Annotated in this window: 21 protein-coding genes; 13 read left to right on the top strand and 8 right to left on the bottom strand. The window is 55.1% G+C overall.

Annotated elements, in window-relative coordinates:
- The first annotated feature begins 2 nt into the window (after positions 1-2).
- Together INF86_RS06715 and INF86_RS06720 are read left to right on the top strand one after the other, a co-directional pair.
- Positions 3-863: an HlyD family secretion protein gene (locus INF86_RS06715; RefSeq protein ID WP_038417029.1), complete on the top strand. Its 861-nt coding sequence runs from the start codon at positions 3-5 to the stop codon at positions 861-863.
- Complete coding sequence (locus INF86_RS06720; RefSeq protein WP_032677351.1) at positions 863-2,896, top strand: FUSC family protein; 2,034 nt, start codon at positions 863-865, stop codon at positions 2,894-2,896. The genes INF86_RS06715 and INF86_RS06720 overlap by 1 nt, the downstream gene beginning before the upstream one ends.
- On the opposite strand, the gene sodC is transcribed toward INF86_RS06720, so the two are convergent.
- The 3 genes from sodC to INF86_RS06735 all read right to left on the bottom strand — a co-directional run bounded on the left by sodC (position 2,875) and on the right by INF86_RS06735 (position 4,659).
- The gene (gene sodC, locus INF86_RS06725; RefSeq protein ID WP_022647904.1) at positions 2,875-3,393 is read right to left on the bottom strand and encodes a superoxide dismutase [Cu-Zn] SodC; all 519 of its coding nucleotides are present in this window, start codon (positions 3,391-3,393) and stop codon (positions 2,875-2,877) included. The two genes, INF86_RS06720 and sodC, sit on opposite strands and share 22 nt — an antisense overlap.
- Before the next feature lie 81 nt (positions 3,394-3,474).
- A complete protein-coding gene (locus INF86_RS06730) occupies positions 3,475-4,371 on the bottom strand; it encodes an aldo/keto reductase family oxidoreductase (protein WP_038415946.1) in 897 nt (298 codons plus the stop codon).
- A gap of 48 nt (positions 4,372-4,419) precedes the next feature.
- A complete protein-coding gene (locus tag INF86_RS06735; protein ID WP_023299951.1) occupies positions 4,420-4,659 on the bottom strand; it encodes a DUF1289 domain-containing protein in 240 nt (79 codons plus the stop codon).
- A gap of 148 nt (positions 4,660-4,807) precedes the next feature.
- Between INF86_RS06735 and eptA the strand changes: the two genes are divergently transcribed.
- From eptA to rnt, 5 genes are all read left to right on the top strand, one after another.
- A complete protein-coding gene (gene eptA / locus INF86_RS06740) occupies positions 4,808-6,433 on the top strand; it encodes a phosphoethanolamine transferase EptA (RefSeq protein WP_193543363.1) in 1,626 nt (541 codons plus the stop codon).
- Between the two features lie 41 nt (positions 6,434-6,474).
- Positions 6,475-7,074 (top strand): TetR/AcrR family transcriptional regulator, encoded by a 600-nt coding sequence (locus INF86_RS06745; RefSeq protein WP_022647900.1) that lies wholly within the window; start codon positions 6,475-6,477, stop codon positions 7,072-7,074.
- A 53-nt stretch (positions 7,075-7,127) separates the two neighbouring features.
- Complete coding sequence (locus tag INF86_RS06750) at positions 7,128-8,225, top strand: alkene reductase (RefSeq protein ID WP_023299948.1); 1,098 nt, start codon at positions 7,128-7,130, stop codon at positions 8,223-8,225.
- A gap of 99 nt (positions 8,226-8,324) precedes the next feature.
- On the top strand, positions 8,325-8,732 hold the full coding sequence (gene gloA, locus INF86_RS06755) for a lactoylglutathione lyase (RefSeq protein ID WP_022647898.1): 408 nt from the start codon (positions 8,325-8,327) through the stop codon (positions 8,730-8,732).
- Positions 8,733-8,828: 96 nt separating this feature from the next.
- Positions 8,829-9,488 carry a ribonuclease T gene (gene rnt, locus INF86_RS06760; protein WP_003857625.1) on the top strand — a complete coding sequence of 220 codons (660 nt, stop codon included), beginning with the start codon at positions 8,829-8,831 and terminating at the stop codon, positions 9,486-9,488.
- Positions 9,489-9,566: 78 nt separating this feature from the next.
- Here the strand turns inward: rnt and grxD are convergent, their stop codons facing one another.
- A complete protein-coding gene (gene grxD / locus INF86_RS06765) occupies positions 9,567-9,914 on the bottom strand; it encodes a monothiol glutaredoxin 4 (protein WP_003832760.1) in 348 nt (115 codons plus the stop codon).
- 338 nt (positions 9,915-10,252) lie between these two features.
- Between grxD and INF86_RS06770 the strand changes: the two genes are divergently transcribed.
- Together INF86_RS06770 and sodB are read left to right on the top strand one after the other, a co-directional pair.
- Entirely contained in the window at positions 10,253-11,011 is a 759-nt protein-coding gene (locus tag INF86_RS06770; RefSeq protein WP_023299947.1) for a C40 family peptidase, read from the top strand.
- A 122-nt stretch (positions 11,012-11,133) separates the two neighbouring features.
- Entirely contained in the window at positions 11,134-11,715 is a 582-nt protein-coding gene (gene sodB / locus INF86_RS06775) for a superoxide dismutase [Fe] (RefSeq protein ID WP_017693553.1), read from the top strand.
- 37 nt (positions 11,716-11,752) lie between these two features.
- Here sodB and INF86_RS06780 read toward each other — a convergent pair whose 3' ends face one another.
- Together INF86_RS06780 and INF86_RS06785 are read right to left on the bottom strand one after the other, a co-directional pair.
- Positions 11,753-12,919: an MFS transporter gene (locus INF86_RS06780; RefSeq protein ID WP_193543364.1), complete on the bottom strand. Its 1,167-nt coding sequence runs from the start codon at positions 12,917-12,919 to the stop codon at positions 11,753-11,755.
- A 160-nt stretch (positions 12,920-13,079) separates the two neighbouring features.
- A complete protein-coding gene (locus INF86_RS06785; RefSeq protein ID WP_003857632.1) occupies positions 13,080-13,169 on the bottom strand; it encodes a YnhF family membrane protein in 90 nt (29 codons plus the stop codon).
- A 297-nt stretch (positions 13,170-13,466) separates the two neighbouring features.
- Between INF86_RS06785 and purR the strand changes: the two genes are divergently transcribed.
- A complete protein-coding gene (gene purR / locus INF86_RS06790; RefSeq protein WP_006809011.1) occupies positions 13,467-14,492 on the top strand; it encodes an HTH-type transcriptional repressor PurR in 1,026 nt (341 codons plus the stop codon).
- A 17-nt stretch (positions 14,493-14,509) separates the two neighbouring features.
- Here the strand turns inward: purR and punR are convergent, their stop codons facing one another.
- The gene (gene punR / locus INF86_RS06795; protein WP_022647895.1) at positions 14,510-15,421 is read right to left on the bottom strand and encodes a DNA-binding transcriptional activator PunR; all 912 of its coding nucleotides are present in this window, start codon (positions 15,419-15,421) and stop codon (positions 14,510-14,512) included.
- Positions 15,422-15,533: 112 nt separating this feature from the next.
- Here punR and punC point away from each other — a divergent pair, with 112 nt between their 5' ends.
- Both punC and cfa read left to right on the top strand, forming a co-directional pair.
- Entirely contained in the window at positions 15,534-16,733 is a 1,200-nt protein-coding gene (gene punC, locus INF86_RS06800) for a purine nucleoside transporter PunC (RefSeq protein WP_023299943.1), read from the top strand.
- Positions 16,734-17,031: 298 nt separating this feature from the next.
- The gene (gene cfa, locus INF86_RS06805; RefSeq protein WP_193543365.1) at positions 17,032-18,180 is read left to right on the top strand and encodes a cyclopropane fatty acyl phospholipid synthase; all 1,149 of its coding nucleotides are present in this window, start codon (positions 17,032-17,034) and stop codon (positions 18,178-18,180) included.
- Between the two features lie 30 nt (positions 18,181-18,210).
- Here the strand turns inward: cfa and INF86_RS06810 are convergent, their stop codons facing one another.
- A complete protein-coding gene (locus INF86_RS06810) occupies positions 18,211-18,852 on the bottom strand; it encodes a riboflavin synthase (RefSeq protein WP_022647892.1) in 642 nt (213 codons plus the stop codon).
- 225 nt (positions 18,853-19,077) lie between these two features.
- Between INF86_RS06810 and mdtK the strand changes: the two genes are divergently transcribed.
- Positions 19,078-20,451, top strand: coding sequence for an MdtK family multidrug efflux MATE transporter (gene mdtK, locus INF86_RS06815; protein WP_032622176.1), 1,374 nt, complete (start codon positions 19,078-19,080; stop codon positions 20,449-20,451).
- Positions 20,452-20,487: the final 36 nt, after the last annotated feature.

Below are 20,487 nucleotides of genomic sequence, written 5' to 3' on the forward strand. Positions count from 1 at the left end.
GAATAGCATTGAAAACGTTAAAATATTTTTCCACTCTTTTCGTTTTAGCGCTGGCGCTTATGGCCGGCTGGTGGCTCTGGAATTATTACATGCAGTCGCCCTGGACGCGTGACGGCAAGATCCGCGCAGAACAGGTCAGCATCACGCCACAGGTGTCCGGCAGTATCAGCGCGCTGCTGGTGAAGGACAACCAGTTCGTTCATGCGGGCGATGTGTTATTCCGCATCGATGAGACCCCTTTCCACATTGCGGTGCTCAATGCCCAGGCGCAGCTCGCAAAAGCTCAATCAGATCTGGCAAAAGCCAATAACGAAGCCGAACGTCGCCGACATCTGTCGAGGAATTACATCTCTGCGGAAGATCTCGATACCGCCAATATCAATGTAAAAGCCATGCAGGCCAGCCTGAAGGTTGCAGAGGCAACGCTGAAACAGGCCGAGTGGCAACTGACCCAGACCGTGGTCAAAGCTCCGGTGGATGGATGGATCACGAGCCTGTCGACCCGTGTGGGGGATTACGCCACCACAGGCCAGCCGGTCTTTGCCCTGGTAGATAGCCACTCTTTCTATGTTGTAGGTTATTTTGAAGAGACCAAGCTGCGCCATATCCGCGAGGGTGCGCCTGCCCGGATCACGCTTTACAGCGGTGCAGAAAAGTTACAGGGTCACGTTAGTAGCATAGGTCGGGCAATTTACGATCAGAGCGTGGAAACCGATTCTGGTCTGGTGCCTGACATCAAACCCAACGTACCGTGGGTGCGTCTGGCTCAGCGGGTGCCTGTTCGCGTCGAGTTAGAGCAACTGCCGAAAGACATTACTCTGGTCTCTGGCACAACCTGCACCGTCGCCATCGGATCGCGATGATGAACCTGGGAGCTTTCTCCTGGCGCAATACGCCGTGGATAAAAGCGACACGGCCGCAGTGGCGTTACGCGCTGCGTAACGGCATCGCCATGTGCCTTGCGCTTACGGTTGCCTATTATCTGAATCTGGATGAGCCTTACTGGGCGATGACCTCTGCGGCGGTCGTCAGCTTCCCTACCGTCGGGGGCGTTATCAGTAAAAGCCTCGGGCGCGTGGCGGGTAGCCTGCTGGGTGCGACCGCTGCACTGCTTCTTGCCGGCCATACCCTGAACGATCCCTGGCTCTTTCTGTTAAGCATGTCGGCATGGCTGGGGCTGTGCACCTGGGCCTGCGCCCATTTTACCAACAACGTTGCGTACGCGTTTCAACTGGCAGGTTACACCGCAGCCATTATCGCCTTTCCGGTCGTCAACGTGCTGGATACCACCGAGCTATGGGACATCGCCCAGGCACGCGTATGTGAAGTGATGGTCGGCATTCTGTGCGGCGGCGTCATGATGATGATCCTGCCCAGCACCTCGGATGGCACTACGCTTATCACCGCCCTTAAAACGATGCACGCGCGTTTGCTGGAACATGCCAGCCTGCTCTGGCAGCCTGATAGCAGCGATAACATCCGTCTAGCACACGAAAAGGTCATCGGCCAGATCCTGACCATGAATCTGCTGCGCATCCAGGCATTCTGGAGCCACTACCGTTTTCGTCGCCAGAACACGCTCCTGAACTATTTACTGCACCAGCAATTGCGGATGACGAGTGCGATCTCAAGCCTTCGCCGGATGTTGCTGAACTGGCCTGCGCCGCCAGCCCATACCCGGGAAGTTATCGAGGCGCTTCTCGCCGCCCTTGCGCGTCCGGATGCCGATATCTATACCGTGGCCCGCATTATCGCGCCGCTCGCCCCAACGGATGAATATGATTACCGGCACCGCGCTTTCTGGCAGCGTCTGAACTATTTCTGCCGCTTGTATCTGCGCAGCAGCCGCTGGTTAAAAGCCGTCGAAAATGCCACGCCCGTCACCGAATTTTCCGTTCCCGGTAGCCCAGCTCTGGCGCGCCATACCGACGCAATGGAGGCGCTGTGGAGCGGTTTTCGTACGTTTTGCGCGTTGACGGCCGTGGGCGCATGGGCCATCACCACCCAATGGGATGCGGGCAGTGCAGCCCTGACGCTTGCGGCAATCAGCTGCGTGCTCTATTCCGTCGCAGCTTCCCCGTTTAATTCCCTGACGCTTCTGCTGCGTACGCTGGTACTGCTGTCGCTGTTCAGCTTCGTGGTGAAATTTGGTTTGATGGTGCAGATAACCGACCTCTGGCAATTTCTGCTGTTTCTCTTCCCGCTATTAACCACCATGCAGTTGCTCAAACTGCAAATGCCAAAACTGGCCGGTCTGTGGGGGCAGTTGATTGTTTTTATGGGCTCATTTATCTCTGTAACGAATCCTCCGGTTTACGATTACGCTGATTTTCTCAACGATAACCTGGCGAAGATCCTCGGCGTGGGGCTGGCGTGGCTGGCTTTCGCCGTGCTACGCCCGGGCTCGGATGCGCGTAAAAGCCGCAGGCATATTCGTGAGCTGCGCAGGGGTTTTGTCGATCAACTGAGTCGCAGCCCGCATCTGCGTGAAAGCGAGTATGAATCGCTGGTTTACCATCATGTCAGCCAGCTGAACAACAGCCAGGATTCCCTCTCCCGTCGCTGGCTACTGCGCTGGGGCGTGGTGCTGCTGAACTGTTCGCACGTGGTGTGGCAGCTGCGTGCCTGGGAGACGCGTTCCGACCCGCTTTCGCAGGTCCGCGATAATTGTATTTCCATGCTCCGCGATGTGATGAGCGAGCGCGGAGTTCAGCAACGCCCCCTGAGCGTCACGCTCGCCGAGCTTCAGCGTATTTGCGACGCTCTGGCGCACCACCATCAGCCTGCGGCCCGCGATCTGGCGTCCATTATCTGGCGGCTGCACTGCTCCCTGTCACAGCTTGAACAGGCGCCGCCACCCGGAACAATTGGCGATCAGATCACCCCGCAGGCATAGCGCGCCCCGCCGCCGCCAAGCGGTTTAGGTTGATCGGACATGTTATCGCCGCCCACATGGACCATCAGCGCCTTGCCTTTGACCTCGTCAATCTTTTTCAGCCGGGGCGCAACAACCGGATCGGTGGCTTTACCGTCGTTATTCACCACCAGCACCGGCAGATCGCCGAGGTGCCCCATACCTTCCGGGCCTTCATGCTTACCAGAGTTGTGCGGATCCAGATGCCCCCCAGCGGCCTCAGCGGCTGAAGGTTTCCCCTCTTTCATTGCAGGTTGACAGCTGCCTTTGGCATGAACGTGAAAACCATGTTCACCGGGTGGAAGGGCCTTGAGATCGGGAGCAAATTCCAGCCCTTTATCGGTTTCGGTGATTTTCACCGTCCCGATGGACTGGCCTACTCCCTGAGAAGTGACGAGATTCATTTCAACTTCTTCGCTGGCTGCCTGCGCTCCTGCGCAAACAACCAGCGTGACCACTGCCAGAGCAAAACGCTTCATATGACCTCCACGGGTTATTTTTTGCACCTTAAGTCTATACCAGCGGCGCAGATTTCACCGGAAAGTCAGGTTCAGGCGTGCTCAGGGTACGTCGTAGCCCAGCGCCGCCTTGCGGATGCGGAACCACTGCTGACGCGACATATCCAGCTCTTCAGCCACCAGCGCAGCGCGTACGCGCTCAATTTTGCCGGAGCCGATAATTGGCAGCGGTTTAGACGGCAGGCGCAGGATCCAGGCGTAAACCACCTGCTCGATGCTTTCCGCATTCAGTTCGCGGGCCACGGTTTCAAGCTCGTTACGCAGCGGCTGGAAGGCCTCATCGTTAAACAGGCGACCGCCGCCCAGGCAAGACCAGGCCATCGGACGAATGCGTAACTGTTGCAGCTGATCGAGCGTTCCGTCCAGCAGCAGCGGCTGGTGAACAGGCGAAATCTCCACCTGATTCGTCGCCAGCGTAAACGGCAGGCGAGACTGCAATAGCGCAAACTGTGCCGGGGTGAAGTTAGACACGCCAAAATGACGCACTTTGCCGCTCTGGTGTAGCGTCAGGAACGCTTCCGCAACCTCATCCGCTTCCATCAATGGATCGGGACGGTGGATCAGCAGCAGGTCGATACGATCGGTGGCCAGGTTGACCAGTGACTGCTCGGCGCTTTTAACGATATGCGCGCTGTCAGTGATGTAATGCCCAAGTGCATGCTCCGGTTTTGCTGTGGTGGCAATACCGCATTTGGTCACAATCTCCATACGTTCACGCAGCGCTGGCGCACGCTTCAGCGCTTCGCCAAAAGCGGCCTCGCACTGATAGCCGCCATAAATATCAGCGTGATCGACGGTGGTGATCCCGAGATCGAGATGCTCTTCTATAAAGTCCGCCAGCTGGACCGGAGACATATTCCAGTCCATAAGGCGCCAGTAGCCCATAACGAATCGGGAGAATTCCGGGCCCTGCGGGGCAAGGGTAATACGCTGAACCATAACATTTTCCTCAAGGAAGTCATGTCCCCAGTATACGCAATTACCCTGCTAAAACAGTGAAGGTTGCTGAGGTTCTTCGGTTTCAACCGCTTTGTTTGCACGAATTTTGCGCAGCAGACGTTGTCGGCAGAGCCGTAAGACCTCCTGCTTTTGCGCGTCGCTGAAATTTTGCCAGTTAAAACGTTCATCGCGTGTGCGCATGCAGCCACGGCAGTATCCTCGTTCATCAACCTGGCAAATACCCCGGCACGGGCTCTGGACAGGGAAAAATTCCAGTTGCTCTGCCACACCTACCTCCAGAACGTCATTATTCCCTACAGTGAAGACCCTAAATGGCCTGCATGCAAGGAGTGTCCGTCACAAACAGGGCATTAAGGTTTCGCTAATCTTCCCTTCTTATACTCGCCGCATTGATATAACGAATGGTCTGGTCATCATGTGGCTCACTAAAAAGTTACACTGTAACGATACGAAATTTACCCTCGCCTGTGCGCTTTTCTTCACCGTGTTCAATGCGCTGTTTATCCAGCGCAGCTGGTCAATTATCGCACCTGCCCGTCTGCATGACATGCTTTTTGCCGCCAGTGTGCCGCTGGTTCTGTTCTGCGGCTGGGTCATTGTTTTTAGCCTGCTGAATATTCCCTTTATTCGCAAGCCGCTCATGATTGCCCTGACCATAGGATGCGCCGCCGCGACCTGGTTTATGTACACCTATGGCGCGGTTATCGATCAAAACATGATTGTGAACGTGTTTGAGACTAACTCCCAGGAAGCGACAGCCCTGGTAACGCCGCAGCTGATCCTGTGGCTGGCCGTCGCGGGTCTGGTCCCTTCCGTCATCTTAGCCCTGACGCGCATTCGAACCGGAAAATGGTGGTATGCCCTGCTAACACGTTTCGCCGCTATACTGGGTGCGCTGCTGGTGATCATTCTCGTCGCGGCAGTGTTCTATAAAGACTATGCTTCGCTGTTCCGCAATAACAAAAGCATCGTCAAAATGGTCACTCCGGCGAACTACGTGAGCGCCGTTGTGAAGTACAGCAAAATGCGCTGGTTTGCCGGCGACCAGACGCTGGTCCGCATTGGCGAGGATGCCCATAAAGGGGCGCTGATTTCCGGCCAACGTAAGAAAACCGTGCTGGTTCTGGTGGTGGGCGAAGCCTCCCGCGCTGCAAACTATTCGTTAAATGGTTACCCGCGTGAAACCAACCCCGAGCTGAAAAAGCGGGATGTCATCAATTTCCCACAGGCCTCCTCCTGTGGCACGGAAACCGCCGTTTCCGTCCCCTGCATGTTCTCCGGCATGACGCGAAAAAAATATGACGCGGACCTCGCCCATCATCAGGAAGGACTGCTCGATGTGCTTAACCACGCCGGATTCAACCTGCTGTGGCGCGACAATGACGGCGGGTGTAAAGGTGCCTGCGACCGCGTGCCGCACACGGACATGACCCAGTGGAAACTGGATCAGTTCTGTAAGGACAAATCCTGTATTGACGACGTCAACCTGTACCGCCTGGACAACGTGCTGGACGGAATAAAGCAGGATACCGCACTGGTGATACACCTGATGGGCAGCCACGGTCCGGCTTATTACAACCGTTACCCGGACCGCTTCCGGAAATTCACCCCAACCTGCGATACCAATGAAATTCAGGATTGCGATCATCAGTCGCTGATCAATACCTATGACAACTCGATTCTGTATACCGATAGCGTGCTCAGCCGAACCATCGACGCGCTAAAAGCCCGGAAGGCCAGTATGAACACAGCGCTCATTTACCTCTCCGATCACGGCGAATCGCTGGGCGAAAGCGGAATTTACCTGCACGGTACGCCGTATATGCTGGCCCCGGAGCAGCAAACGCATATTCCGTTTATGTTCTGGCTCTCCCCGGACTATGCGAAAAACTTCGGCGTAAACACGGATTGCCTGCGTAACCATGCTGCAAAAGAGGCAGTTTCACAGGACAATTTGTTTGCCACGGTTCTGGGTATGATGGACGTGAAATCAGTGGTTTATCAGCCGCAGCTGGATATTTTGTCGCAATGTCGTCGCTAAGCGGGCTTGCATTAGACCGAACGGTCTATTAGAGTAAGAGCATGAGCAGACATACAGAACACGATACACGAGAACATTTGCTGGCTACCGGCGAGCGCCTTTGCATGCATCGCGGGTTTACCGGTATGGGGCTGAGCGAGTTATTAAAAACCGCTGAAGTGCCTAAGGGATCGTTTTATCACTATTTTCGATCCAAAGAGGCGTTTGGCGTAGCCATGCTGGAGCGGCACTACGCCAGCTACCATCAGCGCCTGGCAGCCCACTTCGCCAGCGGCGAAGGTGACTACCGGGATCGTGTTCTGAACTACTATCAGGAAACGCTGACGCAGTTCTGTCAGCAGGGCATCATCAGCGGGTGCCTGACGGTAAAACTGTCTGCCGAAGTGTGCGATCTCTCCGAAGATATGCGCACCGCCATGGATAAAGGGGCCAGCGGCGTAATCGCTCTGCTGGCTCAGGCGCTGGAAAAAGGCCGCGATGAAACAACGCTCTCCTTCTCCGGCGATCCGCTCACGCAGGCACAGGTGCTCTATTCCCTCTGGTTAGGCGCCAACCTGCAGGCAAAAATGTCTCGCAGCGCCGTGCCGCTCGAAAGCGCGCTGGCGCATGTGAAAAACTGTATTACCGCGCCTGGCGTGTAGCCGGCGTTTTTATTTACCCTTTTACTAGTCGACTGGTCTACTCAGGAGCCATTATGTCCGCTGAAAAGCTATTTACCCCACTGAAAGTGGGTGCCGTTACTGCCCCAAACCGCGTGTTTATGGCCCCACTTACCCGTCTGCGCAGCATCGAGCCGGGAGATATCCCAACGCCATTGATGGGTGAGTATTACCGTCAGCGCGCCAGCTCGGGCCTGATTATTTCCGAAGCCACGCAGATTTCTGCCCAAGCTAAAGGCTACGCCGGTGCGCCGGGTCTGCACAGCCCGGAACAGATCGCCGCGTGGAAAAAAATCACCGCAGGCGTTCATGCTGAAGATGGCCGTATTGCGGTTCAGCTGTGGCACACCGGTCGTATCTCGCACAGCAGCATCCAGCCTGGCGGTCAGGCGCCCGTTTCTGCCTCTGCCCTGAATGCGAATACCCGCACTTCCCTGCGCGATGAAAACGGTAATGCTATTCGCGTCGACACCACCACGCCACGCGCGCTTGAGCTGGACGAGATCCCGGGTATCGTGAATGATTTCCGTCAGGCCGTCGCCAACGCCCGTGAAGCGGGCTTCGACCTGGTTGAGCTGCACTCTGCGCACGGCTACCTGCTGCACCAGTTCCTGTCACCGTCTTCCAATCAGCGTACCGACCAGTACGGCGGCAGCGTTGAAAACCGCGCGCGTCTGGTGCTTGAAGTGGTAGATGCCGTGTGTAATGAGTGGAGCGCAGATCGCATTGGTATTCGAGTTTCCCCAATTGGTACCTTCCAGAACGTCGACAACGGTCCGAACGAAGAAGCGGATGCGCTGTATCTGATTGAAGAGCTGGCTAAACGCGGTATCGCGTATCTGCACATGTCCGAGCCGGACTGGGCAGGCGGCAAGCCCTACAGTGAAGCCTTCCGACAGAAAGTTCGCGAGCGCTTCCACGGCGTGATTATCGGGGCGGGCGCTTATACGGCAGAGAAAGCCGAGGATCTGATCGGTAAAGGTCTGATCGACGCCGTGGCCTTTGGCCGTGATTACATTGCTAACCCGGATCTGGTTGCCCGTTTGCAGAAGAAAGCCGAACTGAACCCGCAGCGCCCTGAAAGCTTCTATGGCGGCGGCGCGGAAGGTTATACCGACTACCCTTCACTGTAATCCCGCTTTGTACATTGATAGCGGCGACCTTTCGCCGCTATACTAAAACATCGTTTCTGTTCAAAAAGATAATCCATTCCACTGGTTAATGAGGAAATTATGCGCCTACTTCACACCATGCTGCGCGTTGGCGACCTGCAACGTTCTATCGATTTCTACACTAACGTTCTGGGCATGAAGCTGCTGCGCACCAGCGAAAATCCGGAATATAAATACTCTCTGGCGTTTGTCGGTTACGGCCCGGAATCTGAAGAAGCGGTCATCGAGCTGACCTACAACTGGGGCGTGGACAGCTACGAGCTGGGTACGGCTTACGGCCACATCGCGCTGGAAGTGGATAATGCGGCTGAAGCCTGCGAACGTATCCGCAGCAATGGCGGTAACGTCACCCGTGAAGCCGGTCCGGTTAAAGGCGGCACCACCGTGATTGCGTTTGTTGAAGATCCGGACGGGTATAAAATCGAACTGATCGAAGCTAAAGACGCTGGTCGCGGTCTGGGCAATTGATCCCGCAGGGCGCACTATGCGCCCGTTGTTTTGCTGCATCCCCTCTCAAAATTTGCCATAATGCGCACTGCTTTTTCCCCCTTGTAAGAGACCCTGATGTCCGATAACGCTCAATTTACCGGTCTGTGCGACCGTTTTCGTGGTTTTTATCCCGTTGTCATTGATGTAGAAACAGCCGGATTTAACGCTAAAACCGATGCGCTGCTTGAAATTGCCGCCATCACGCTGAAGATGGATGAACAGGGCTGGCTTGTACCGGACACCACGCTGCATTTCCACGTTGAACCCTTTGAAGGGGCAAACTTACAGCCAGAGGCGCTGGCCTTTAACGGTATCGATCCGACAAACCCGCTGCGCGGGGCGGTAAGCGAATATGAGGCGCTGCACGCCATTTTCAAAATGGTGCGCAAAGGCATGAAAGAGAATGACTGTAGCCGCGCCATCATGGTGGCCCACAACGCTACGTTCGATCACAGCTTCACCATGGCTGCCGCCGAGCGCGCCTCGCTAAAGCGTAATCCATTCCATCCGTTTGTGACCTTCGACACCGCCGCGCTGAGCGGCCTGGCGCTGGGGCAAACTGTGCTCTCTAAAGCCTGCATCACGGCGGGTATTGCGTTTGACGGCACTCAGGCGCATTCCGCGTTATACGATACCGAGCGTACGGCGGAGCTGTTCTGTGAGATCGTCAACCGCTGGAAACGTCTGGGTGGCTGGCCGCTGCCGATGGGCGACGAGGCCGATCTTCAATCGTAGACTGGGTAATCAACAGCCCCACAGGACAAAAAAAAGCGACCAACATAATGTGGTCGCTTTTTTATATTCGCAGAAAACTTATTCTGCGTCCGGCTCTTCGGTTTTATACTTCGCCGCAGTCTCTTTGATCAGCTGTTGCAGTTCGCCGCGCTGATACATTTCAATCAGAATATCACAGCCGCCAACCAGTTCACCGTCAACCCACAGCTGTGGGAAGGTCGGCCAGTTTGCGTATTTTGGCAGCTCAGCGCGGATGTCCGGGTTTTGCAGGATATCAACGTAAGCAAAACGCTCACCACAGGCGGACAGCGCCTGAACCGCTTGCGCGGAGAAGCCGCAGCTTGGCAGCTTCGGAGAACCTTTCATGTACAGGAGAATCGGGTTTTCAGCGATCTGGCGCTGAATTTTTTCAATAGTGGTGCTCATGTCTTGCTTCCTTTAACTTCTGTTACGGCATCAGTCTGACATTGTAGCGGGTCAGGCCTACATCGGAAAATAACATTTTTGTCACGTCTCATTATTTTATCCGCTATCGCGTAAAGTTGCATTGATAATGACGTTTAAGGCTACGCGCCGTGCGGTTTTGCTTAAGGAGCGAACAAGAGTGCGACAGAATGGTGAATTTTTTTGCACTTGCTAACGAAACACAATTTTTGAATGAAAAATGCTATTAACTTATTCCGATTTTATGGATTAGAATCGACTGGTTTTGTAAATCTCATGCGGGTATGTATTTTGGCTCGCACTTATCAGGGGACTGCCCAGTGGCGCGGATAACTAAAATCTCGATGACGCTCTGTGCTTTACTGTTTACCACACTCTCATTTACGCCAGCGGCGAACGCCTCCGAACAGGCACGGCATTCTGCTGTACAAAAAACGCATCTGGCAAAAACCACAGAACGTAAGAAAAAAACCACCAGCAAAACAGTAAAGAAGAAAACCACCGCTCACACCAAAAAAACCGCCTCCAGTAAAACCAAAACTCTCCGTTCCGGCACGCACAAAACCACCCGTACGACCGCCAGCCTGGTGAATGATAAATGCACCGTGCGCAAAGGCCATAAAACGAAATGCGCCAAAGTGACGAAGCTGGCTGACGTGCATAAAGCGCGTATGCAGAAAGCGCAAAAAACGGCGATGAATAAACTGATGGGGCAAATAGGTAAACCATATCGCTGGGGTGGCACCTCACCGCGCACCGGTTTTGACTGTAGTGGGCTGGTTTATTATGCCTATAAAGATCTGGTGAAGTTTCGCATTCCGCGCACCGCCAATGAGATGTACCATCTGCGCGACGCCGCGCCTGTAAACCGTGGCGAACTGCAAAATGGCGACCTGGTGTTCTTCCGCACCCAGGGACGCGGCACGGCCGATCACGTTGGGGTGTATGTGGGTAACGGTAAATTTATCCAGTCACCGCGCAGCGGTCAGGACATTCAGATCACCTCCCTCAGCGAAGATTATTGGGTGCGCCACTACGTGGGTGCGCGCCGAGTGATGACGCCAAAAACCATTCGCTAGACCCTGCCCTGCCGCCTCCGTGGCGGGGTAAGTTCCTCTTTTGCATACCCTTTCAATTTGCTATTCTGTCCTTGTTGTCTGTAGGGTTATTGGCAACGTATAAAACTATAAGGAGAGTAGCAATGTCGTTCGAATTACCTGCACTACCGTATGCAAAAGACGCCCTGGCTCCGCACATTTCTGCGGAAACCCTGGAGTACCATTACGGCAAGCATCACCAGACCTATGTCACCAACCTGAATAACCTGATCAAGGGCACCGATTTTGAAGGCAAAACGCTGGAAGAGATTGTGCGCAGTTCAGACGGTGGCGTATTCAACAACGCCGCCCAGGTGTGGAACCACACCTTCTACTGGCACTGCCTGGCTCCAAATGCAGGCGGAGAACCTACCGGTGAGCTGGCCGCAGCGATTAACGCCGCGTTCGGCAGTTTCGCGGATTTCAAAGCGAAATTTACTGACGCAGCCGTTAAAAACTTTGGCTCCGGCTGGACCTGGCTGGTAAAAGAGGCTGATGGCAAACTGGCTATCGTTTCCACTTCTAATGCGGGTACCCCTCTGACCACCAGCGCAACGCCGCTGATGACCGTGGACGTATGGGAACACGCCTATTACATTGATTACCGTAATGCGCGCCCGAACTACCTGGAACATTTCTGGGCACTGGTTAACTGGGAATTTGTTGCGAAGAACTTCGCCGCATAAGGGACACGCAGAAGGGGCAACCCTTCTGCGTTTTTATTTATTCCGCCGTCCACACCGCTTCTGGCTGTTTACGCCCGGACATCAACACCAGCAGCAAGCCGAGTGCGGCGATGATCGCCCCCATCACCGGCACAAAGCTGTAACCTAAACCACCGGAAATCACCGCCCCGCCCGCTGCGGCTCCCAGCGCATTTCCCAGGTTAAACGCACCGATATTCACGGATGATGAGAGCCCCGGCGCCTCATGCGCAACACGCATCACGCGCATCTGCAACGGCGGCACCACGGCAAAGGTTGCGGCGCCCCACACCACCATGGCAACCGCGGCGCCCACTTCGTTACGCGCCAGCCACGGGATCGCCACCATGATGACAATCAGCAGCGTTAAAAAACCTTTCAGCGTCCCGCTGACGGAGCGGTCGGCAAATTTCCCGCCGAGATAGTTGCCAATCGAGAACCCGACACCAATCAGCACCAGCATCGCGGTAACAAAGAGTGGCGTTGCGTGGGTAATGTCGTGCAGCACCGGGGAGATATAGGTGTAGAGCGTAAACATCGCCCCTGCCCCCAGCACCGTGGTGAGCAGCGCGGACAACACCTGAGGACGCATCAGCACCGCCAGCTCTTTACGTACTTCCGGACGTTCTCCCGCACTTCCTTTCGGCAGCGAGAAGAACAGCGCGACCATCGCGACCACGCCCAGTCCGGCGGTTGCGAGGAAAGACATACGCCAGCCGATGGCTTCTCCCAGCCAGGTGGCAGCGGGAACGCCGCCGATATTAGCGATGGTGAGGCCCATAAACATAGTGGCTACCGCGCTGGCCTGCTTATGTTTTGGCACTACGCTTGCGGCAACAACCGAGCCCAGCCCGAAGAAAGCGCCGTGGTTCAGGCTGGTCAGAATACGGGAAAGCATCAGCGTGGTGTAATCCGGCGAAATCGCGGAAAGCACATTTCCGAGAGTAAAAATTGCCATCAGGAAAATCAGCGCATTGCGTCGCGCGCGGTGCGAAAGCAGCAGCGTCATCAGCGGTGCGCCCACCATCACGCCGATCGCATAGGCGCTAATCAACATACCGGCCGCAGGGATAGAGACGTCCACACCCCGGGCGATAACAGGCAATAACCCCATCGGGGAGAATTCAGTGGTGCCAATCCCAAAGGCGCCAATCGCCAGGGCCAGCAGGGGAAAATTGATTTTCATGAAAAGACTCCGGATACCGTGCCGTTGCCCGGCACAGACTAAGAAGGCAAAAGCATGACATCAATCACAAAAAATGAGAAGTTAACATTTTGGCAAAAGATTTTTGCCGGAGAGGTAACAATAGCGGCAAGGGAGGGAGAAGACTCTCCCTCCACCTAAATCAGTGCAGCGCAGCGGTTAAACCACCCGCAACAATCAGGGCAAGAACAACAATGGTGGTAAACAGCGAAAACTTCAGATCGGTACTCATCAATTTTTCTCCTTTTATTCACCCTACGAAAAGTGAGCTTGCTCATTTTTACACAGTTCAGGTCAAAAATCTTCCAGGATTTAAACGGATATCCACTTTACCTCTTCCCCTTTTCATCAAGATAGGACAAAATTCCACGCTAAATTTATTAGCGTACCGGCCACTGACCCCCTCCTGACGTCCTGTGTCGTTTTCCCGGCGTGTCGCAACTCATGTTTGCGTAATAAGGGTGAGAGAAGGCAAACGTTTACCTTCTTTTTTTTCAGGAGCTTAGGATATGGTCTGGAGTGACATTTAATGGCAACAATTAAAGACGTAGCAAAACGCGCAAACGTTTCCACTACAACCGTATCACATGTTATTAACAAAACGCGTTTCGTCGCAGAAGAGACGCGTAATGCCGTTTGGGCAGCAATCAAAGAACTGCACTACTCGCCAAGTGCGGTCGCCCGTAGCCTGAAGGTTAATCACACCAAATCGATTGGCCTGCTGGCCACCAGCAGTGAAGCGGCTTACTTTGCTGAAATCATCGAAGCCGTTGAAAAAAACTGCTTTCAGAAAGGCTATACCCTGATTCTGGGCAACGCGTGGAACAACATTGAAAAACAGCGCGCTTACCTGTCGATGATGGCGCAAAAGCGCGTCGACGGCCTGCTGGTCATGTGTTCTGAATACCCTGAGTCGGTGCTTTCCATGCTGGAAGAGTATCGCCACATTCCGATGGTAGTGATGGACTGGGGCGAGGCGCGCGCAGACTTCACCGACTCTGTTATTGATAACGCCTTTGAAGGCGGCTACATGGCCGGGCGTTATCTGGTAGAACGCGGGCATCGTGAAATTGGCGTGATCCCGGGCCCGCTGGAGCGTAACACCGGTGCTGGCCGTCTGGCCGGTTTCATGAAAGCGATGGAAGAGGCGCTGATTACCGTGCCGGAAAACTGGATTGTCCAGGGCGATTTCGAGCCGGAGTCGGGCTATCGCGCTATGCAGCAGATCGTCTCCCAGCCGCATCGCCCTACCGCTGTGTTCTGCGGCGGCGATATCATGGCAATGGGCGCGCTCTGCGCGGCGGATGAACTCGGCCTGCGCGTTCCGCAGGACATCTCGGTGATCGGCTATGATAACGTTCGCAACGCCCGTTTCTTTACCCCGGCGCTGACCACCATTCACCAGCCGAAAGATTCGCTGGGTGAAACGGCCTTCAATATGCTGATGGACAGGATCGTCAACAAGCGAGAACAGTCCCAGTCCATTGAGGTCCACCCGCGCCTGATTGAACGCCGTTCCGTTGCCGACGGTCCGTTCCGCGACTACCGACGTTAATCTCTTTACGGGGCCAGCTACGCTGGTCCCCGCAACCACTCCCGGTTCAGCGTTTCGCTGTCTCCCAGATAATCCAGCAGCCAGGCCATGGCGGGCGAGACGTCGTTTTGCTGCCACGTCAGACAGCATGCAGCATCCGGGAAAGGATTTTCCAGCGTCAGAGCCACCCACTCTCCCGCGTCGATGCGCGGGCGCGCAAAATGCACCGGCACCATGCCAACGCACAGCCCCGCGCTCAGACAGGTGGCTGACGACTCCCAGTCCGGCGCAACCACGCGGCGCTGATTATCCAGCAGCCAGGTAATGCGCTTGGGCAGCGAGCGGGAGGTATCTTCCAGCACCAGCGAAGGCCAGTTGCGTAAGGTGTCATCACTCAGCGGCCCGTCCAGCGCCGCCAGCGGGTGATCGCGCGCGACCACGCAGGTCCAGCTCAGCATGCCCATGTCGCGGAACGCGTAGCGCCCGCCAACCGGGATCGCCTGGGTTGCACCAATTGCCATCTCCGCCCTGCCGTCCGCCAGCGCATCCCATACGCCGTTGAACACTTCCTGCGACACACGCAGTTCGACGTCGGAAAAATGACGATAGAAATCGACGATCATCTGCCGGGTCCGTTCCGGCTTAACGATGTTATCCACCGCGATAGCGAGATGTCCGCGCCAGCCGTTGGCGATCTGCTGGCACTGCTCACGGGTGATCTGCATTTTTTTGATAACAGACCGGCCTTCCTTCAAAAACCACGCGCCGGCAGGCGTGAGCTCCACGTCGCGATGACGCCGCTCGAACAGCGGGACTGCCAGCCACGCTTCCAGCTGGCGCACCGTATAGCTGATAGCCGAGGGAACGCGGTGCAACTCCTGGGCGGCACCAGTAAAGCTGCCGTTACGCGCCACGGCATCAACCACTTCAAGGGAATAATCTGACCACATCTTTAGCCTGCAAATTTTTTGAATGCACCCTCCAAATATTAGCGTTTCACAAGCCGCTTTGCACTCCCTACACTCTGCGCCAACGTACACCTGCCTCCTCAGGAGAAAAAAAGTGCAACCCAGGAAAGGATTTTTAGTCTGGCTCGGCGGCTTAAGCGTGCTGGGCTTTTTGGCGACCGACATGTATCTGCCCGCCTTCGCCGCGATGCAGGAAGATTTGCAAACTCCTGCCGCCGCCATCAGCGCCAGTTTGAGTTTATTCCTTGCAGGTTTTGCTTTTGCGCAACTACTCTGGGGACCGCTCTCTGATCGTTTTGGCCGTAAGCCCGTTCTGTTGCTGGGACTGGCGATTTTTGCCGTAGGCTGTCTGGGCATGCTGTGGGTCCGCGATGCCGCCTGGTTATTGGTGTTGCGCTTTATTCAGGCGGTCGGCGTCTGTGCCGCAGCGGTCACCTGGCAGGCGCTGGTGACCGATTACTACCCCGCCTCACGCACTAACCGCATTTTCGCCACCATCATGCCGCTGGTCGGCCTGTCTCCGGCGCTCGCTCCGCTGCTGGGCAGCTGGATCCTGGCGCATTTCGACTGGCAGGCCATTTTCGCCACGCTCTTTGCGATCACGCTGGTCCTGATGCTGCCCGCGTTCGGGCTTAAACCTGCGCATAAAAAAGAGACGCATCCGGACGCGAAGCCCATCACCTTTACCTCTTTACTGCGGTCGAAAGCCTATCGCGGTAACGTGCTGATTTATGCCGCCTGCTCTGCCAGCTTCTTTGCCTGGCTGACCGGTTCACCGTTCATTCTGCATGACATGGGCTACAGCCCGGCGGCTATCGGCCTGAGCTATGTACCACAGACCATCGCCTTCCTGGTGGGTGGCTATGGCTGTCGCGCCGCGCTGCAAAAATGGGAAGGCCAGCAGATGCTGCCCTGGCTGCTGGTGCTGTATGCGCTAAGCGTGATTGCGACCTGGGCTGTCGGCTTTATTCCCGGCGCCGGGCTTGCAGAAATTTTGATTCCGTTCTGCGTCATGGCGATCGCTAACGGGGCCATTTACCCTATTGTTGTAGCCCAGGCGCTGCGTCCATTCCCTCAGGCGACAGGCCGCGCTGCCGCGCTGCAAAATACCCTGCAACTTGGCCTGTGCTTCCTGGCAAGTCTCGTGGTCTCTGCATTGATTGCAACCCCGCTGCTCACCACCACCAGCGTGATGCTGGTCACCGTTGTGCTGGCAGGATTGGGTTATCGCATGCAGTCCTCCGCCCATCGCGAGCAGAGTGAAAACGCGCAGACAGAAACGTCGCACGCCTGATTACGCGGGAAACTATGTTAAAAACCAGTGATTAGGTTGCTAACAATTTTCTGTTGAATCACCAAATTTTGCGGCCTATACTGAATTTGGTTCGATTAAATACGATAAATATTAAGTGTTAACGGGAGCCGGAGCGCTCCCGTTTTACCATGGAAGGCATTTCGGCAAGGGTTATCTCCCTTCCTCTGTTCTACGTCGGATATTAGCCTCGCGGGCATTTACCGTGAGATTTCTCACAAACCAAAAAAGCGTCTACGCTGTTTTAAGGTTCTGATCACAGCAAGGTGATGGAGAAGCTATGAGTTCATCGTGTATAGAAGAAGTCAGCGTTCCGGACGATAACTGGTCCCGGATCGTCAGTGAACTGTTGGGACGTGCGGGCATTACGATTAATGGCTCATCCCCCTCCGACCCCCAGATTAAACATCCCGATTTTTTCAAACGCGTGTTACAGGAGGGATCGTTAGGGCTGGGTGAAAGCTATATGGACGGCTGGTGGGAGTGTGAGCGGCTGGATATGTTCTTCTCCAGCGTTTTACGCGCCGGTCTTGAAAATCAGCTCCCTCGTCATTTCAAAGATACGTTACGTATCGCCTCCGCCCGCCTGTTCAATCTGCAAAGTAAAAAGCGCGCGTGGATCGTCGGTAAAGAGCATTATGACCTGGGCAACGATCTTTTCAGCCGTATGCTCGACCCGTTAATGCAGTACTCCTGCGGATACTGGAAAAAAGCGACAACCCTGGAAGAGGCGCAGCAGGATAAGCTACAGCTGATTTGCGATAAGTTGCAGTTGCAGCCCGGCATGCGCGTGCTGGACATCGGCTGTGGTTGGGGCGGCCTTGCCTGGTTTATGGCGAAACATTATGGTGTCAGCGTAGTCGGCGTCACGATTTCAGCTGAACAGCAGAAGATGGCACAGGAACGGTGTCTGGGTCTGGATGTCGATATTCGGCTTCAGGATTACCGCGACCTGAATGAGCAGTTCGATCGGATTGTTTCCGTGGGTATGTTCGAGCACGTGGGGCCAAAGAACTACAAGACTTATTTCGACGTCGCCGACCATAACCTGAAGCCTGACGGAATTTTCCTGCTACACACCATCGGCTCTAAACGCACCGATAACAATGTGGATCCCTGGATCAACAAATATATCTTCCCGAATGGTTGTTTACCCTCTGTTCGCCAGATTGCGAACGCCAGCGAACCGCATTTTATTGTGGAAGACTGGCATAACTTCGGCGCAGATTACGACACCACGCTGATGACCTGGCATGAACGTTTCCAGGCTGCATGGCCTGAAATCGCCGACAACTATTCGGAACGATTCAAACGGATGTTTAGCTATTATCTGAATGCCTGCGCGGGTGCGTTCCGCGCGCGGGATATACAGCTGTGGCAGGTGGTGTTTAGTCGTGGGATTGAGCACGGCCTGCGCGTGGCCCGCTGAAAAATAACCCCGGGTAACCGGGGTTATTTTTTATTCTTCTTCCACGGCCTTTATTATCGCCGCCTCTTTCGCCGCCAGCACGCGCTCAACGGTATCTACGACCGCCTGGGTCTGCGGATCAATTTCGATATTTACGCGCTGCCCCAGTTTTTTTGCGCCAAGCGTAGTACGTTGCAGCGTTTCAGGAATTAAATGCACGCAAAAACGCGTTGGCGTCACTTCACCGACGGTCAGACTAATCCCATCGATGCCAATAAATCCTTTATAAAGGATGTATTTCATTAATGACGGATCCTGCACCTTAAACCAGATTTGACGGTTATTTTCCGAGGTCACGATTTTCGCCACTTCTGCAGTGGTCATAATATGGCCGGACATCAGATGCCCGCCAATCTCATCGCTGAATTTCGCCGCACGTTCAACGTTGACGGTATCCCCCACCACCAGCTCACCCAGGTTAGTGATGCGCAGCGTCTCTTTCATTAAATCAAAGCTTATCTGGTTACCGTTAATTTCGGTCACCGTCAGGCAGCAGCCGTTATGCGCTATCGACGCCCCGGTTTCAATGCCGTCGAGCATATATTCAGGCAGCTCAACTACGTGAGTGCGGAAATTCGGTTTTTCATCAATGGACACCACTTTGGCAGTGCCCTGCACAATACCAGTAAACATGCTTACAGCTCCTGTTCATTCCGAACGGCGATGACACCGTATAATCCCACCACAATAACAGTTGAAAAAACAGGTTGCCAGTGATGCGCAATTTCTGGCGATTTTTTCACTAGATAATTAGTTAAACCCCGCTACAATAGCTGGCATCCCTCTGTTTTTTCTTCTTGCTGCCAGTAACGGCGGCCTTTTTAGTCTCTCAAATAACTACAATACAAAGGTGTTCACGTGCAGAAGTATATGATCGAAGCGCGTCAGTTATTGGCACTGGCCATACCGGTGATCGTCGCGCAGGTAGCCCAAACCGCAATGGGATTTGTGGATACGGTAATGGCCGGTGGTTACAGCGCCACCGATATGGCCGCCGTGGCGATCGGAACCTCAATCTGGCTCCCGGCCATTCTGTTTGGTCACGGCCTGCTGCTGGCGCTGACGCCCGTTATCGCGCAGCTTAACGGCTCCGGTCGACGCGACCGCGTAGCCCATCAGGTGCGCCAGGGCTTCTGGCTGGCCGGGGGTGTCTCCGTCCTGATTATGATCGTCCTGTGGAACGCCGGGTATATTATCCGCGCCATGCATAATATCGACCCGGCGCTGGCAGATAAAGCAGTCGGTTATCTGCGCGCCTTGCTCTGGGGCGCGCCCGGTTATCTCTTCTTCCAGGTGGCTCGTAACCAGTGTGAAGGGCTGGCAAAAACCAAGCCGGGCATGGTGATGGGCTTTATCGGCTTGCTGGTGAACATTCCCGTGAACTACATCTTCATCTACGGTCATTTTGGCATGCCGGAACTCGGCGGCGTGGGCTGTGGCGTGGCGACGGCTGCGGTGTACTGGGTGATGTTCGGCTGTATGCTCACCTACGTTAAACATGCGCGATCCATGCGCGACATTCGTAACGACACCGCCTTTAGCACGCCTGACTGGTCGATGATGAGCCGCCTTACCCAACTGGGTCTGCCCATTGCGCTGGCGCTGTTCTTTGAAGTGACGCTGTTTGCCGTTGTCGCCCTGCTGGTCTCGCCGTTAGGGATTATTGACGTGGCAGGCCACCAGATCGCCCTGAACTTCAGCTCTTTGATGTTCGTCCTGCCGATGTCCCTGGCTGCTGCGGTGACGATTCGCGTGGGCTTCCGTCTGGGGCAAGGCTCGACGCTGGATGCGCAAACGGCAGCCCGCACCGGGCTGGGCGTCGGCGTCTGCATGGCAGTCTGTACCGCGCTCTTTACTGTGCTGTTGCGTGAGCAAATTGCCCTGCTCTATAACGACAACCCGGAAGTAGTGACCCTGGCCTCGCATTTGATGCTGCTGGCGGCCATTTACCAGATCTCTGACTCCATCCAGGTAATTGGCAGCGGCGTGCTGCGTGGGTATAAAGATACGCGTTCCATCTTCTTTATCACCTTTATCGCTTACTGGGTTCTGGGCCTGCCGAGTGGGTATATTCTGGCGCTCACGGATCTGGTGGTGGATCGCATGGGGCCAGCCGGATTCTGGATGGGCTTTATCATCGGCTTAACGTCTGCAGCCATTATGATGATGCTGCGCATGCGCTTCCTGCAACGTCAGTCGTCTGCGGTAATTTTGCAACGCGCTGCGCGTTAATGACACAGTAGCCGCCGGCTGGCGGCTACTTTCTCT

The organism is Enterobacter cloacae complex sp. I1M (assembly GCF_014982425.1).
Lineage (GTDB): Bacteria > Pseudomonadota > Gammaproteobacteria > Enterobacterales > Enterobacteriaceae > Enterobacter > Enterobacter intestinihominis.

Coding starts and splice junctions, on each gene's coding strand:
- INF86_RS06720 (WP_032677351.1), top strand. CDS start 863: ATGAACCTGGGAGCTTTCTCCTGGCGCAATACGCCGTGGATAAAAGCG.
- sodC (WP_022647904.1), bottom strand. CDS start 3,393: ATGAAGCGTTTTGCTCTGGCAGTGGTCACGCTGGTTGTTTGCGCAGGA.
- INF86_RS06730 (WP_038415946.1), bottom strand. CDS start 4,371: ATGGTTCAGCGTATTACCCTTGCCCCGCAGGGCCCGGAATTCTCCCGA.
- eptA (WP_193543363.1), top strand. CDS start 4,808: ATGTGGCTCACTAAAAAGTTACACTGTAACGATACGAAATTTACCCTC.
- INF86_RS06745 (WP_022647900.1), top strand. CDS start 6,475: ATGAGCAGACATACAGAACACGATACACGAGAACATTTGCTGGCTACC.
- INF86_RS06750 (WP_023299948.1), top strand. CDS start 7,128: ATGTCCGCTGAAAAGCTATTTACCCCACTGAAAGTGGGTGCCGTTACT.
- gloA (WP_022647898.1), top strand. CDS start 8,325: ATGCGCCTACTTCACACCATGCTGCGCGTTGGCGACCTGCAACGTTCT.
- rnt (WP_003857625.1), top strand. CDS start 8,829: ATGTCCGATAACGCTCAATTTACCGGTCTGTGCGACCGTTTTCGTGGT.
- grxD (WP_003832760.1), bottom strand. CDS start 9,914: ATGAGCACCACTATTGAAAAAATTCAGCGCCAGATCGCTGAAAACCCG.
- sodB (WP_017693553.1), top strand. CDS start 11,134: ATGTCGTTCGAATTACCTGCACTACCGTATGCAAAAGACGCCCTGGCT.
- INF86_RS06780 (WP_193543364.1), bottom strand. CDS start 12,919: ATGAAAATCAATTTTCCCCTGCTGGCCCTGGCGATTGGCGCCTTTGGG.
- INF86_RS06785 (WP_003857632.1), bottom strand. CDS start 13,169: ATGAGTACCGATCTGAAGTTTTCGCTGTTTACCACCATTGTTGTTCTT.
- purR (WP_006809011.1), top strand. CDS start 13,467: ATGGCAACAATTAAAGACGTAGCAAAACGCGCAAACGTTTCCACTACA.
- punR (WP_022647895.1), bottom strand. CDS start 15,421: ATGTGGTCAGATTATTCCCTTGAAGTGGTTGATGCCGTGGCGCGTAAC.
- cfa (WP_193543365.1), top strand. CDS start 17,032: ATGAGTTCATCGTGTATAGAAGAAGTCAGCGTTCCGGACGATAACTGG.
- INF86_RS06810 (WP_022647892.1), bottom strand. CDS start 18,852: ATGTTTACTGGTATTGTGCAGGGCACTGCCAAAGTGGTGTCCATTGAT.